Source organism: Komagataeibacter diospyri, from assembly GCF_043995075.1.
Lineage (GTDB): Bacteria > Pseudomonadota > Alphaproteobacteria > Acetobacterales > Acetobacteraceae > Komagataeibacter > Komagataeibacter diospyri.
Window position 1 is genome coordinate 2,752,514 of sequence record NZ_CP171836.1, and the last position, 13,559, is coordinate 2,766,072.

A 13,559-nucleotide genomic window follows, 5' to 3' on the forward strand; every position below is an offset into this window, starting at 1 on the left:
CCGCCTTTTTGAAAAAAGGCGGCGTTCCCTTGAAACCTTATGCCTGCATTGTTGTGGAAATGGCGCGGCGCATGGGGCAGGCATCCGCCCCGTAGGATGCGGTAATGTGCGCCGGAATATCGGTCATGGTTTCAAACCCCATATGCGTCCAGACCGGGCGCGCCCCTTCCGCTGCCATTAGCGTCATCCATCCCACGCCATGCTCGCGGGCGTGACGTGTCAGGATGCGCAGGGCATCATGCATTGCTCCCCGTCCGCGCAGGGCGGGGGAAATGGCGATGTCGTGCAGGTGCCAGCAATCCGCCCGCGCGGGCAGGTGACGCAGGTAGGTATCCAGCGCGGGCGGGCGGTCCATGCGCCATGGATGGCTTAATACATAACCGCCAGGTTTTCCCCATGCATCGGGCAGGATCAGGCAACCCGCCGGGCACAGCCTGCGGCGTTCATCCAGCACATCCGCCCGTTCGGGGCAGCCGGGGTGCATGGCGGTGGCCAGCGCCATGACGGCAGCCAGATCCTGTGCCCGCATGGGCCGCCATGTGCCTGACAGTGGCCCGGACGGGGAAATGGGCTGGGTCATTATGGGAAAATTCCGTTTCAGGTGAAGCCGTTTCCGGTAGAAGGGGCGATGATATAGCTGTGGCCAGGAGTTTTGAAACCATGACAGAAATGCGCCTGACATTACGGGTGGACGCGAATGGCTCGCCCCTGCTGGGGCATGGCAAGATCAAGCTTCTGGAACAGATTGGCCAGACCGGATCCATTTCGGCGGCGGCACGCGCCATGGGCATGTCCTATCGTCGCGCGTGGCTGCTGGTCGAGGCCATGAATACGACCTTCGTGCGGCCGCTGGTGTCCGCCCGGCCTGGCGGTGGCGGGGGTGCTGGCCTGTCCCCCGAAGGCGAGGCCGTACTGCACCTGTATCGTGAAATCGAACAGTCGGCGCGTAACGCCGTACAGGGACCGCTGGAAACCTTGGCGGCCATGTGTTCACCCTCGCCGTGAAAAAGCCTTGGGCAGCCGCGATCAGGGATGTTCCGGCATCATTTTTGCCAATTGGTAAAAATGATGTGCCAATACGTTTAAACAATAAGAATGAACTGGAGTTAAACTCAGTGTTACGACGTGATTTCATGAAAGCGGGAACGGCCCTGTCCGCCATGACCCTGGCGGGCATGGGTATTACACGTCCCGCCCGCGCAACGCAGAGTGGCAATTTCGATTCAACCACCGTGCGCACGCTGGCGCACCAGTTGTCGCAGCAGGCGTATCAGCCCCCGTCACAGTCCCTGCCTTCCGCGTTGCGTAACCTGAATTTCGACCAGTACAATTCCATGGCGTTCCGTTCTGAACAGGCCCTGTGGCATGGCGAAAACCTGGGTTTCGATGTCGAATTCTTTCCGCGCGGCTATCTGTACGCCCCGCGTATCGACATGCATGAAGTCATTGACGGGCAGTCCCGGCCCATCGCCTTCAGTCCCGACATGTTCACCTATAACGATCCCGCCCTGCGGGTGAGTGATGATATCGGTTTTGCCGGCTTGCGGCTGCGCGCGCCGATCAATACGCCCGGCGTGATGGAGGAATTCTGCGTATTCCTTGGCGCGTCCTATTTCCGGGCGGTGGCGAAGGGGCAGAATTACGGCCTGTCCGCGCGTGGTTTTGCCAATGGGACCGGTGATCCGAAGGGGGAGGAATTCGCCCTGTTCCGCGCCTTCTGGCTGGAAAAGCCCAAGGCGGGCGTGGACAGCGTGGTCATCCATGCGCTGCTGGACAGCCCGTCCCTGGTGGGGGCCTTCCGTTTCACCATCCGCCCCGGCGAGACGACGGTCTTTGATGTCCAGTCCTATCTCTACCCCCGCAAGGCCATTGAGGAATCCGGCATCGCGCCACTGACCGGCATGTTCTATTTCGATGCCAATGACCGCACGCGCGTTGATGACTGGCGGCCCGCCGCCCATGACAGCGAAGGCCTGTCCATGTGGACGGGCAGTGGCAAGCAGTTGTGGCGGCCGTTGCGCAACCCGCGTGACCTGCAGTTTTCGGCATTCAGTGACGTGCGCCCGCATGGCTTTGGCCTGATGCAGCGCAAGCGTGCCTTTACCGATTTCGAGGACGTGTCACTGAATTATGAAAAGCGCCCCTCGCTGTGGATCGAGCCGATCGGGGACTGGGGGGCGGGGTCCGTGGACCTTGTGGAAATCCCTACCCCGAACGAGGTGAACGACAACATCGTTTCTTTCTGGCGGCCGCAGGAAGCGCTGGCGGCGGGGCGTGAATATGTGTTCACCTATCGTATGTACTGGGGGTGGGATACACCCTGGCCTACCAGGCTGGCCCGTATTGCCGCCACCCGTGTGGGGGAGGCAACGGACGATTCGCATACCCGTTTCTTTGACCTCGATTTTGTGGGCACACCCTTCGAAAACCTGCCTGAAAAGCCGCATTTCCATCTGGAATGCCGTACGTCCGCAGGCGAAATCCGCAATGTGGTGGTCGAACCGGTTCCCCCCATACATGGCTGGCGCAGCACATTCGAATTCGCGCCCGGTGACGCCAAGGTGGCGGAACTGAACTGCGTGCTGGCCGATGATAATGGGCCTGTGTCGGAAGAATGGGTCTATCGATGGACACCCTAGCCGCGAACGCACCATCCGGTCCGGTGGCGGGTCAGCCCGCGCCGCTCCTGCCGCAGGGGTGGTGCGCCCTGCCGCCTGCCGCACCGCTGGATATGCCGGTCCATCCGCTGGGGGCGGACCCCGACCTGCATGGACGTGGTCCGGTGCCCCCCACGGAATGGCGGATGATCCACCTGCGCCGCCTGCTGGTTATCGGGGGGGCTGTGGCCATGACGGGACTTGCCGGTTACGAAATGGACCTGGTGTTCAATGCCGTGCAGCGCTCGGTGGCCGGTATGGTGATGCTGGTGCTGTTCGTCATGCTGTTTCTGTGGATCGCGCTGGCCTTTACCTCCGCCCTTGCGGGGTTTGGCTCGATGCTGGCGCATGGCGGGCTTGGGCTGGGGATCGAGCGCAGTGGCCCGCTGCCGCGCCTGACCGCCCGTACCGCACTGCTCATGCCGACCTATAACGAGGACCCCGGCCGTGTGATGGCGGGCCTGCGCGCCACCATCGACAGCCTTACGGCCACCCGTCAGGAACGCGCGTTTGACGTTTTCATCCTGTCGGACACCACCGACCCCGATGTGTGGGTGGCGGAAGAAGCGGCTTACATGGCCCTGTGCCGCGCCACAGGCTGGGGCGGGCGGCTGTTTTACCGCAGGCGCGCGGTCAATACGGACCGCAAGGCGGGCAATATTGGTGAATGGGTGCGGGCCTATGGCGCGGCCTACCAGCAGATGATTACGCTGGATGCCGACAGCGTCATGTCGGGCGACGTGATCGTGCGGCTGACGGCAGCCATGGAGCGGAACCCCGGTGTCGCGCTGATCCAGTCCCTGCCGGTCATTGTCAACGGGCAGACGCTGTTTGCCCGCATGCAGCAGTTTGCAGGCCGTGTCTATGGCCCCCTGATCGCCCATGGCATTGCATGGTGGCATGGGGCGGAAGGCAATTACTGGGGCCATAACGCGGTGATTCGCACCCGTGCCTTTGCCGAGCAGGCGGGCCTGCCGCACCTGCCGGGGCGCAAGCCCTTCGGTGGGGCGATCATGAGCCATGATTTCGTGGAGGCGGCCCTGATGCGCCGGGGGGGCTGGGCCATTCACATGGTGCCCGCCCTGGCTGGATCGTATGAGGAAAGCCCGCCGTCCCTTACCGATATCGCCATCCGCGACCGCCGGTGGTGCCAGGGCAACCTACAGCATGCGAAGGTCGTGTCGGCACGGGGCCTGCACTGGATCAGCCGCATGCACATGCTCATGGGCATCGGATCGTATGTCACGGCTCCGCTGTGGCTGATCTTCCTGCTGGTGGGGATCGTGGTTTCGCTGCAGAACCGGTTTTACAAGCCGGAATATTTTGGCGATACCAAGCTGCTTTATCCCCACTGGCCGCATGTTGACCCGGTGCAGGCGGAATACATGTTCATCGGCACCATGGGTGTGCTGCTGGCGCCCAAGATACTGGCCTACCTGCTGCTGCTCATCGACGGGCCGCTGCGTCGTGGCTGTGGCGGCGCGATTGCGGCTGCGGCGTCCATCGTGGTGGAAACGGTGGTGGGGGGGCTGCTGGCCCCTGTCGCCATGATGATCCAGACGGCGGGAGTCATTTCCATCCTGCTTGGCCGCGACTCGGGGTGGAATGCGCAGCGGCGTGATGCTGGCGGCCTGCAGATCATGCAGAACGTGCGGCTGTACATGATCCATACCATCATGGGTATCGCGCTGTCGGTAGCGGCGTGGAGTGTCTCGCTGCCCCTGTTTCTGTGGATGCTGCCGGTAACGCTGGGACTGGTCTGCGCCATACCGCTGGCGGTGCTGACGGGCAGTGCAGTAGTGGGACAGGCGTTCCGGCGTGCCCACCTGCTGCTGATACCCGAGGAAACCGCCCCCCCGCCGGTACTACGCGCGGCCGTGGCCTACATGATGCAGATGGCGGGCCAGCCCGTGCAGGATGCGTTTGCGGCGCTGCGCGGGCGGGCAGGGTTGCTGAAGGTGCATGAAATCATGCTGCCGCCGCCCCGCAGGCCGGGCGACCCGATCAATCCGGCCCTGCTGGTCGGCCTGTTGAAACTGCGTGAGGCGCCTGACCTTGCCACTGCCCTGCGTGAACTGAGCCGGGCGGAAAAATCAGCCGTGCTGGGCAATGCGGAAGGGCTGCACCTGCTGGCGCGCCTGTCCTGATCCGCACCATTATGGGCGTGGTCTCAGTCTGAGGCCGTGCCCTCGGGCGGGGTTACGACTTCCTCGCCTTCATCCGACCCGTCGACCGACATGATCGCATCAAGTGAGTCACACAGCTTCTTCTGGTTGGCGCTGGCCAGTTTTCCGGGGGCGGCGCATAGCTTGGCAGCGTCAGGCACGCAGGATTCTGTTGCGTCCTCGTAATCGGATTCCATGATGTCGTGCGCCAGCGACAGGTTGGGGTTGTGCGCACTTTCACCTGCGTCCTCAATGACCTTTTCCATCTTGTGCAGGTCTTCAAGCTTGTCGAGGCAGGCCTTGCTGGCCAGGTCCGGCTTCAGGCGCAGGACATCCATCGCGCGCTGCACCTTCTGTGTAGCCAGGCTCTGGCCGTGGGCGGGGGCGCAGGCCAGCGCGGGGGAAAGCAGCAAAGCAACCGGCAATGCGGCAAGGCGTATGGAATTGATGTTCACCGTAACCGTTCCGTCTGTCCATGCCCCGGCATGGGAGGGTGCAGCAGGCAATGCCTGTCCCGCACCGGGGTGCGGCCCCGTCCGTGCGCGGGCGGGATGGTGACTATGGCAGGAACCCACCCGGGACGAAAGGTGCTGTCTGGTCATGATGCATATACCGTATGCATAAAAATATGATCTGAATTCTTCTGATATAATAAGGGGAAAATCAGAATCGCATCGAAAATTTGAGATTTCTCTTACATTCTCGAGAGTTTTTTAGTATAGATTGACCCCACTGAATATATTTTTTGTATCCGTATGGAGGTTGGAGACTATCGGATCACTGTGAAATCGTCCGCAACTGCAACGATTTTGTATATCCAGCCAATTCCTGGTCTTTCCAATGATGGGAGATCACGCGGTTGTGCCTTTTTTCAGGTGTGGCCGGGTGTTTTTTCATCGGTATTGTTGTGCAACCCGTACCAATTGGTGCGTTTTCTGCTGGATCGACGACTTTTGGCCGGTGGCATTTATGGGGAAGCAGGTTTGCCAGGCATGATGCGCTGGCGTTTTGGCGCTGGTGCCATTCTTCTGTTCCCGCATTGCTGTAGCCGGTCCGGGTGATTGCACACCCGAACTTGTGAAACTGAGGTTCCGCACTGGTGTTTGCCGGAAATCCGGACTGTGCGGACGCAGCCTGCATCGACGCTCCACAATGAGGTGGAGCCCCTCATCTTCGTGTCGGCTGCCTGTGAAAGAGGAGAATCTCCCCTTGAAACAGACAGACAATCTGTCCGAATCAACGTCCATAGCTGATAGGCTTGGCATCCCGGCGCCCCTGTTCTGGGGTTTTGTCGGCCTGCTGTTCTTCATGATCGGTGATGGTGTCGAGGCCGGCTACCTGGCCCCCTATCTGGAGGGGCAGGGCATCTCATCGCGCAATACCGCGCTGCTGTTTACCATTTATGGTGTGACCGTCTCGCTGTCCTCATGGGCGTCGGGGCCGCTGTCCGACCTGTGGGGCCCCAAGCGGGTCATGTGGATCGGCCTTGCCATCTGGGGTGTGTTCGAGGTCCTGTTCCTGACCTTCGGCGTGGCCGTCAACAGCTACCCCATCATGCTGGCAGCCTACACCATGCGTGGCTTTGGCTATCCGCTGTTCACCTACGGCTTCCTCGTCTGGATCGCCGCCGCAACCCCGCCGCGGCAGCTGGGTTCGGCCGCGGGCTGGTTCTGGTTCGCGTTTTCCGGTGGCCTGCCCACGCTGGGTTCGCTGTTCGCCAGCTTCTCCATTCCGCTGATCGGCGAAATGGCAACGTTCTGGTCCTCGCTGGCGCTGGTCATGTTCGGCGGCCTGCTTGCCCTGCTGATGACGCGTGAACCCATCGGTTCCCGCCGCCTTGCCCCGGTGGGCACGAAGCCTGCCACGATCTTCTTCAGTTCGATCAGCATCCTGTGGCGTGAACCCAAGACGTTTGTCGCCATGATCGTGCGGACCATCAACACGTCGTCCGAATATGCGTTCCTGGTCATCATGCCGGCGTTTTTCACCAAGGTCATCGGTTTCTCGCTGTCGCAGTGGCTGCAGCTTCTGTCGATCATCTTCCTGTCGAACATTCTTGTGAACCTTGTGTCCGGCATCACGGCTGACCGTCTGGGTCACCGCACTGTTGTTGCCCTGTTCGGTTGCGTAGGTGCCGCGATCACCGTGCCGCTGTTCTACTATGTGCCGCAGATGTTCCCCGGCAACTTCCCCATTGCTGCCGCCATGGGTGCGCTGTACGGCGCGACGATTGCCGCTTTCGTGCCGCTGTCCGGCCTGGTGCCGCAGATCTGCCCGAAGGAAAAGGCTGCTGCCCTGTCCGCCCTTGGTCTGGGCGCGGGTGCCAGCACGTGGGTTGGTCCGGCTATCGTGACGTGGTTTGAAAGCTGGCATGGGATCGAAGGGATCATCTGGATCTTCTCCGGCCTGTATGTTGCCTCGGCCCTGATGACGCTGGTGCTGACCGTCTCACCGGAAGCCCGTCGTTATATTGATGCCGCCGCGGCACGCGGTGATGTGGCGGAAGAAGTGACGGTTGGTCACTGATCCTTCCCATTCTTTACCAGACCTGTTGTTTCGATACGGGTGAGAAACGGGCCTGCTGCAAAGCAGGCCCGTTTTTTTTATTGTCCTGAAGGATAAGGGTGAGATGGCAGGCATTACCGGGGAATATTGCTTGCCTTGTGGGCGGCAGCCTGAAACTCCGTGATTGTTAAGAACTGCCAACCATGAAGAAGTTTTTGGTGAAGCTTTTTTTTAAAGCTTTGAAAAACGCTGCCATTTTAAAAAGCAGCATCCAAAAATTTTTGTTTTTATTTTATCTGTCAATCGGCACGACGGACATATGTCTGGGAATAGCCGGATCTGTTGTCCTGGCAGATGGTACGACATGAATAAGGCCGGTACCCAGTGGGACCGGCCTTATTTCTGTCTGTTCAGATACTGCGTTCAGGGCGCCTGCGCGGGCTGCGGGGCCGGTCCGCCGTGCCGCCGGTGGGGCGGGGGGCGTTGCGCTGTTCCCCGGCCTTCAGGGCGGGGGCGGCGCTGACCTCGCTTTCCAGCTGACGGATGCGCTTCTGCACGCTTTCGCGCAGGGCGGGGGCGGTGTGCGATTTCATGGTGGCCAGCGTTTCACGCAGGTCACGCAGCTGCTTCTGTTTTTCAGCAAGCGTGCGACGGATCGGCTGGTTGTCGGACATCTGTCCGTGGAATGCGCGCATGATAAGTGTCCTGTGGACCTTGGGTCCCGGAAATGAGTTGTCAATCGTATGGTGGAAAGACGGACGGCACGTACTGCCCCCCTTCTGCCATTCACGGCAGGTCGGACGGGTACAGGTACGTGATGAACCGGGGGCTAACCCCCGTTTTGCGCCAGCACGTCAGCCAGTCCCGATATCAGGGCCTGACATTCGGCGTCAGTACCAATGGTGATTCGTAGCCATTGTGCAATGCGCGGGGTCCGGAAATGACGCACAATGATTGCCCGTTCCCGCAGGGCGGAGGCAAGGTATGCGGCGTCACGGTCCGGATGCCGGACGAATATGAAATTCGCCTGTGATGGCAGAACCTCGAACCCCATCTTTCCCAGGCTGTCGGTCAGCCTGTTCCGCGAGCTTATGATTTTCTCGCGGGTGTTTGCAAGCCATTCCCGGTCCTCGATCGCGGCAATGGCCCCTACCTGCGCCAGACGGTCCAGCGGATAGGAATTGAAGCTGTCCTTTACGCGGGTCAGGGCTGCGATCAGGTCCGGCTGCCCGATGGCGTAGCCCACCCGCAATCCTGCCAGCGCACTGGATTTGGACAGGGTACGCACCACCAGCAGGTTGGGGTGCTGGTCCACCAGCGCGATGGCCGTTTCCGCGCCGAAATCGACATAGGCCTCGTCAACCACGACTACTGCGTCCGGGTGGTCCACCAGCACGGTGCGGATGGCATCCAGACCCAGTGCGATTCCTGTTGGGGCATTGGGATTGGGGATGATGATGCCACCGCACGGTCGGCGATACGCGGCAGGGTCGATGCGCATGTCGTCATCCAGCGGCACCGTTTCATGCCGTATGCCATACAGCCCGCAGTAAACGGGGTAGAAGCTGTAGGTGATGTCGGGAAACAGGAGTGGCTCGGGGTGGTTGAGCAGCCCCTGAAAGGTATGGGCCAGCACCTCGTCCGATCCATTGCCCACGAAAACGTGGTCGGCCGGGACATCATGCGCGCGCGCGATCGCGGCACACAGCGCGTGCGCCGTGGGGTCGGGATACAGGCGCAGCGTGTCGTTGGTGGCGGCCCGTATGGCGTCCAGCACCTTCGGCGAGGGACCATACGGACATTCATTGGTATTCAGCTTGATCAGGTTGGCCAGTCTGGGCTGTTCCCCCGGTACATAGGGGGTCAGGGTGTGGACGACAGGGCTCCAGAAACGGCTCATCAGGGTGAATTCCAGATTGTCAGGGTCATGAAACAGACGCACCCGTTCCCTGCATTCAGGATGCGGGTGCGTGGAACGGATCAGGGGGAAGCCGGTCAGCCCTGTGCCGTGGCCGGGCGGCCCATGGCGGACAGAAGGGCGGCATTGCCCTGCCGGGTGGCCAGGATGCGCGCGCTGATCCCCTCGCCATCACGCAGGTCGGGGTTGGCGCCATGTTCCAGCAGGAAGGTCACCATGGGGTCGCGGTTGAACATGACCGCGAAGGCCAGCGGCGTGCGCCCGACGAAATTCGGCACGTCAATTCCCGCGCCATGTTCCACCAGAACGCGTGCGCATGGCAGGTCGCCCTTGAACGCGACACCGGCCAGTGCGGTCGCTCCCTTTGCATCCTGCAGGTTGGGGTTGGCCCCGCCCGCCAGCAGTGCGCGCACGGTTTCGGCATGGCCATTATAGGCCGCCAGGATCAGCGCGGTGTAGCCTTTGTCATTGCGGGTGTCGGGGCTTATGCCCGCCTTCAGGAATTCGCTTACCAGATCTGTCTGCCCGTCACGGGCGGCGGACAGGAACAGGGTCTCGATTTCCGCGTTGCTGAAGGATTCGGGTGCGGCGGCGGCGGGGTCGCCGCTGGCGATTGTCTTGCTCATGTGCCTGCCTCGCTGGTCGGGTTGCGGAAAACGGGGGCGGGGGCCGGTCCCGTCAGGTGCGGCGGATCATAGGACGGTTCGGCTGAAAAGAACATACGGGCAATCACGCGTCACCGGGTTGCCACCATGCGATGTCGCGACATTCCCCGTGTTCCAGGACCCCCATCATATCCGGTGGCAGGCCGGTATCCTGCACGGCCCGGGCCAGTCGGCGCACCGGCTCGTCCATGGGTTCATCCGTCAGGCGGAACGTGCCGAAATGCATGCCGATGCCATGCTTCGCCCCAAGCTGGCGCAGGCCCTCCAGCGCTTCCTCGGGGGTGGTATGCACGCCCGCCATCAGTTCGCGGGGATCATACGCCCCGATGGGCAGGAGTGCGATATCGGGTGCGCCCAGACGGTCGCGGATCAGCCCCCAGTGCCGCCCATGGGCCGTGTCGCCCGCAAAGAACAGCTGGTGCCCCGCCCCGTCGCGCAGCATGAACCCGCCCCACAGGCTTCTGTTGTGGTCAAACGGGGTGCGGGCCGCGCCGTGGCGGGCGGGCGTGCAGGTGATCTCCAGCCCCGGGATGGCCACGGACTGCCACCAGTCCAGTTCCATGATGCGTTTCAGCCCGGTTTTGCGCATGAAGCGGGCGTTGCACAACGGCGTGACCACCAGCGGATCATCCCCACGTCGTGCAATGGCCCGCAGCGTGGGCAGGTCCATGTGGTCGTAATGCGCGTGGGACACCAGTACCACGTCAATGTGTGGCAGGTCGGCCAGCGCGCGCCCCGGTGCGCGCACCCGCTTTGGTCCCATGAAGGAAAAGGGCGAACAGCGCAGGGAGAAAACGGGATCGGTCAGGATGCTCAGCACCGTGCCATCGGGGCGGGGCATACGGATCAGGAACGTGCTGTGCCCGATAAACGTTACCTGCACCGTGCCCGGTGCGGGAAGGGCGTGCGGGTCGCCGGTGGGGACGGGGTTTTCAATCCATGCGGGCCAGTCCGATTTGGGCCGGTTCCATTGCCATTTCAGTATGGACAGCCGCCGCATCCGTCCCGGTGGCGCTGCGGCGGGGCGGATGGAAGGGGGATTGAAAAAACGGGTGCCATCCGTGTGGTCGCTGGCGGGTAGCGGGGGCATGCGTGGTCTCCATCGGCGGACGGTGGGATGCCCTGATCTGGTGGGGGAGGTAGGGGGCTGTGTCAAATTCCACGCCCGTGCGCTGTCAGGGTGCGCAGGCAACCGGGTGGGAAGCCATGCGCTGTCATAGGGAATGGCGGGGCACGGCGCGCATGTTCGTTCAGGGCGTGGGTAACGGCTTGATGAGATGGCTTGTTCCGTCCCGTAGGTCGTGAGAAGGTGCGTGCCGTGAAAAGCCTTTTTTCCTTGCGCTCCGCGCTGTCCGTCGGCGGGTGGCCCGGGTGCGGGTGGTATGGAAAGAAAAACAAGAAAGGTTGTCATGTTCAGGCGGCAGGCCCGGCCCGATCAGGACAACGACCATGGCTGTAAGGAGGCCGGTCTCTCATGCGTTCTTTGACAACATCCCCCCTGATGGCACCTGAAGGAGGTGGCGCAATGCCCACCAATATCGATACGCTGTGCATCAATACAATCCGCACGCTGTCCATGGACGCGGTGCAGAAGGCGAATTCCGGCCACCCCGGCACCGCCATGGCGCTTGCCCCCGTGGCCTATACGCTGTGGCGCGATGTGCTGAACTATGACCCGGCCAATCCGTTATGGCCCAATCGTGACCGCTTCGTGCTGTCGATCGGGCATGCCTCCATGCTGCTGTATTCGCTGATCCACCTGGCCGGTATCCGCGATGTGCGCCCCGGCGGGATCAGCAATGACCGTCCCGCCCTGACGCTGGAGGATCTGGAACAGTTCCGCCAGCTGGACTCGCTCACCCCCGGCCATCCGGAATACCACCACACCGCTGGCGTCGAGACCACGACCGGGCCGCTGGGTCAGGGCTGCGGTAACTCCGTCGGCATGGCGATCGCGGAAAAATGGCTGGCCGAACGCTACAACCGTCCCGGGTTCAGGCTGTTCGATCACCATATTTATGCACTGTGCGGCGATGGCGACAACATGGAAGGCGTCGCCAGCGAGGCTGCGTCCATCGCGGGCCACCTGAAACTTGGGAACCTGACATGGATCTATGACAGCAATCATATTTCCATCGAAGGCTCGACCAACATCGCCTTTACCGAAAGCGTGCACAAACGCTTCGAAGCCTATGGCTGGCATGTCCTTGAACTGAAGGACGCCAATGATACCGGCGACATGCGCCGCCTGCTGGCGGAAGCGAAGGCCGAGACCTCGCGCCCGACGTTGATCATTGTCCATTCCATCATTGGCTGGGGCGCGCCGCACCTTGCCGGGACGGCGGAAGCGCATGGCTCCCCGCTGGGTGTCGAGGAAATCCGCGAGACCAAGAAATTCTACGGCTGGCCGGAAGACAGAAGCTTCTATGTGCCTGATGGCGTGCCGGAGCATTTCCAGGCGGGTATCGCCACCCGTGGCGCGGCTGCGTCCAGGGCATGGGACGAGCTGTTCAGGGCCTACCGCGCCAGGTATCCCGATGAAGCGGCCCAGCTTGACCATATTTTCGCAGGCACCCTGCCCGAAGGGTGGGACAGCAATATCCCCGTATTCGACGCGGACGCCAAGGGTGTCGCCTCCCGCGCAAGCTCGGGCAAGGTGCTGAACGAAATCGCGAAGAATTACCCGTGGATGATCGGTGGCTCGGCCGATCTGTCGCCGTCGACCAAGACACACCTGACCTTCGATGGCGCGGGTGATTTCCAGCCGCCGCAGTGGGGCGGGACCTATGGCGGGCGTAACCTGCATTTCGGCGTGCGCGAACACGCGATGGGATCGATCAGCAACGGTCTGGCGCTGTATGGCATACGGGCCTACTGCTCGGGCTTCCTGATCTTCTCCGATTACATGAAGCCGCCCATCCGCCTGTCTTCGCTCATGAAGCTGCCGGTGACCTATATCTTTACCCACGATTCGATCGGGGTGGGGGAAGATGGTCCGACCCACCAGCCCATCGAACAGCTGGCCCAGCTGCGCGCCACCCCCGGCGTGACCGTGCTGCGCCCGGCGGATGCGAACGAGGTGGCGGAAGCCTGGCGCACGCTGATCCAGCTGACCGACCGGCCCAGCGTGCTGGCGCTGAGCCGCCAGAACCTGCCCACCATCTGCCGCAAGACCTATGCGCCAGCAACAGGTCTGGCAAAAGGGGCCTATGTCCTTGCAGACACCGACGGGCGTCCCGATGTCATCCTCATGGCAACGGGTAGCGAAGTCGGCCTGATCGTAAAGGCCGGGGAAAAGCTGAGGGCGGATGGCATCAAGGTGCGTCTGGTCTCCATGCCGTCATGGGACCTGTTCGAGGCCCAGTCCAAGGCTTACCGCGACAGCGTACTGCCGCCCGATGTCACTGCTCGCGTTGCGGTGGAACAGGCGGCCCAGCTTGGCTGGGACCGTTATACCGGTCTGGCGGGGGAGACGATCGTGATGCATGGCTTTGGCGCATCCGCCCCGGCGGAACGGCTGGAAGTCAAGTTTGGTTTCACGGTTGACGCCGTGGTGGCCGCCGCCCGCAGGCAGGCGGGCAAATAGGAAGAATGGACAGGCAGGCGGGACAGGACGTTCCGCCTGCCTTGTTTTTTGAAGACGCAGTAT

General features: G+C 62.1%; 13 protein-coding genes. 6 read left to right on the forward strand and 7 right to left on the reverse strand.

Annotation, left to right across the window (positions count from 1 at the left end):
• Window positions 1-37: 37 nt before the first annotated feature.
• Window positions 38-580: a GNAT family N-acetyltransferase gene (locus tag ACE2AA_RS12865; RefSeq protein ID WP_395370040.1), complete on the reverse strand. Its 543-nt coding sequence runs from the start codon at window positions 578-580 to the stop codon at window positions 38-40.
• A gap of 80 nt (window positions 581-660) precedes the next feature.
• On the opposite strand from ACE2AA_RS12865, the gene ACE2AA_RS12870 reads away from it, so the two are divergent.
• The 3 genes from ACE2AA_RS12870 to mdoH all read left to right on the forward strand — a co-directional run bounded on the left by ACE2AA_RS12870 (window position 661) and on the right by mdoH (window position 4,804).
• The gene (locus ACE2AA_RS12870; RefSeq protein ID WP_141261789.1) at window positions 661-1,005 is read left to right on the forward strand and encodes a winged helix-turn-helix domain-containing protein; all 345 of its coding nucleotides are present in this window, start codon (window positions 661-663) and stop codon (window positions 1,003-1,005) included.
• A 128-nt stretch (window positions 1,006-1,133) separates the two neighbouring features.
• Window positions 1,134-2,639, forward strand: coding sequence for a glucan biosynthesis protein G (locus ACE2AA_RS12875; RefSeq protein WP_141261817.1), 1,506 nt, complete (start codon window positions 1,134-1,136; stop codon window positions 2,637-2,639).
• Window positions 2,627-4,804, forward strand: a complete 2,178-nt coding sequence (gene mdoH, locus ACE2AA_RS12880; RefSeq protein ID WP_395370042.1) for a glucans biosynthesis glucosyltransferase MdoH — start codon at window positions 2,627-2,629, stop codon at window positions 4,802-4,804. The genes ACE2AA_RS12875 and mdoH overlap by 13 nt, the downstream gene beginning before the upstream one ends.
• A gap of 23 nt (window positions 4,805-4,827) precedes the next feature.
• On the opposite strand, the gene ACE2AA_RS12885 is transcribed toward mdoH, so the two are convergent.
• Together ACE2AA_RS12885 and ACE2AA_RS12890 are read right to left on the reverse strand one after the other, a co-directional pair.
• Window positions 4,828-5,424 (reverse strand): hypothetical protein, encoded by a 597-nt coding sequence (locus tag ACE2AA_RS12885; protein WP_227001073.1) that lies wholly within the window; start codon window positions 5,422-5,424, stop codon window positions 4,828-4,830.
• Window positions 5,425-5,599: 175 nt separating this feature from the next.
• Window positions 5,600-5,962 (reverse strand): hypothetical protein, encoded by a 363-nt coding sequence (locus tag ACE2AA_RS12890; protein ID WP_141261791.1) that lies wholly within the window; start codon window positions 5,960-5,962, stop codon window positions 5,600-5,602.
• A 69-nt stretch (window positions 5,963-6,031) separates the two neighbouring features.
• On the opposite strand from ACE2AA_RS12890, the gene ACE2AA_RS12895 reads away from it, so the two are divergent.
• Window positions 6,032-7,348: an MFS transporter gene (locus ACE2AA_RS12895; protein WP_141261792.1), complete on the forward strand. Its 1,317-nt coding sequence runs from the start codon at window positions 6,032-6,034 to the stop codon at window positions 7,346-7,348.
• A 182-nt stretch (window positions 7,349-7,530) separates the two neighbouring features.
• The gene (locus tag ACE2AA_RS12900) at window positions 7,531-7,695 is read left to right on the forward strand and encodes a hypothetical protein (protein ID WP_395370044.1); all 165 of its coding nucleotides are present in this window, start codon (window positions 7,531-7,533) and stop codon (window positions 7,693-7,695) included.
• A 42-nt stretch (window positions 7,696-7,737) separates the two neighbouring features.
• Here the strand turns inward: ACE2AA_RS12900 and ACE2AA_RS12905 are convergent, their stop codons facing one another.
• The 4 genes from ACE2AA_RS12905 to ACE2AA_RS12920 all read right to left on the reverse strand — a co-directional run bounded on the left by ACE2AA_RS12905 (window position 7,738) and on the right by ACE2AA_RS12920 (window position 11,000).
• Window positions 7,738-8,022 carry a hypothetical protein gene (locus ACE2AA_RS12905; RefSeq protein WP_141261793.1) on the reverse strand — a complete coding sequence of 95 codons (285 nt, stop codon included), beginning with the start codon at window positions 8,020-8,022 and terminating at the stop codon, window positions 7,738-7,740.
• 134 nt (window positions 8,023-8,156) lie between these two features.
• Window positions 8,157-9,227 (reverse strand): histidinol-phosphate transaminase, encoded by a 1,071-nt coding sequence (gene hisC / locus ACE2AA_RS12910; RefSeq protein WP_141261794.1) that lies wholly within the window; start codon window positions 9,225-9,227, stop codon window positions 8,157-8,159.
• 95 nt (window positions 9,228-9,322) lie between these two features.
• Window positions 9,323-9,871, reverse strand: a complete 549-nt coding sequence (locus ACE2AA_RS12915; RefSeq protein WP_141261795.1) for an ankyrin repeat domain-containing protein — start codon at window positions 9,869-9,871, stop codon at window positions 9,323-9,325.
• Between the two features lie 103 nt (window positions 9,872-9,974).
• Window positions 9,975-11,000 carry an MBL fold metallo-hydrolase gene (locus ACE2AA_RS12920; RefSeq protein WP_395370047.1) on the reverse strand — a complete coding sequence of 342 codons (1,026 nt, stop codon included), beginning with the start codon at window positions 10,998-11,000 and terminating at the stop codon, window positions 9,975-9,977.
• Between the two features lie 384 nt (window positions 11,001-11,384).
• Between ACE2AA_RS12920 and tkt the strand changes: the two genes are divergently transcribed.
• Window positions 11,385-13,496 carry a transketolase gene (tkt, locus tag ACE2AA_RS12925; protein WP_395370048.1) on the forward strand — a complete coding sequence of 704 codons (2,112 nt, stop codon included), beginning with the start codon at window positions 11,385-11,387 and terminating at the stop codon, window positions 13,494-13,496.
• Window positions 13,497-13,559: the final 63 nt, after the last annotated feature.

Bases quoted from the DNA above. Each gene is read 5' to 3' on its own strand.
- ACE2AA_RS12865 (WP_395370040.1), bottom strand. From the start codon at position 580: ATGACCCAGCCCATTTCCCCGTCCGGGCCACTGTCAGGCACATGGCGG.
- ACE2AA_RS12870 (WP_141261789.1), top strand. From the start codon at position 661: ATGACAGAAATGCGCCTGACATTACGGGTGGACGCGAATGGCTCGCCC.
- ACE2AA_RS12875 (WP_141261817.1), top strand. From the start codon at position 1,134: ATGAAAGCGGGAACGGCCCTGTCCGCCATGACCCTGGCGGGCATGGGT.
- mdoH (WP_395370042.1), top strand. From the start codon at position 2,627: ATGGACACCCTAGCCGCGAACGCACCATCCGGTCCGGTGGCGGGTCAG.
- ACE2AA_RS12885 (WP_227001073.1), bottom strand. From the start codon at position 5,424: ATGACCAGACAGCACCTTTCGTCCCGGGTGGGTTCCTGCCATAGTCAC.
- ACE2AA_RS12890 (WP_141261791.1), bottom strand. From the start codon at position 5,962: ATGCAGGCTGCGTCCGCACAGTCCGGATTTCCGGCAAACACCAGTGCG.
- ACE2AA_RS12900 (WP_395370044.1), top strand. From the start codon at position 7,531: ATGAAGAAGTTTTTGGTGAAGCTTTTTTTTAAAGCTTTGAAAAACGCT.
- ACE2AA_RS12905 (WP_141261793.1), bottom strand. From the start codon at position 8,022: ATGCGCGCATTCCACGGACAGATGTCCGACAACCAGCCGATCCGTCGC.
- hisC (WP_141261794.1), bottom strand. From the start codon at position 9,227: ATGAGCCGTTTCTGGAGCCCTGTCGTCCACACCCTGACCCCCTATGTA.
- ACE2AA_RS12915 (WP_141261795.1), bottom strand. From the start codon at position 9,871: ATGAGCAAGACAATCGCCAGCGGCGACCCCGCCGCCGCCGCACCCGAA.
- ACE2AA_RS12920 (WP_395370047.1), bottom strand. From the start codon at position 11,000: ATGCCCCCGCTACCCGCCAGCGACCACACGGATGGCACCCGTTTTTTC.
- tkt (WP_395370048.1), top strand. From the start codon at position 11,385: ATGCGTTCTTTGACAACATCCCCCCTGATGGCACCTGAAGGAGGTGGC.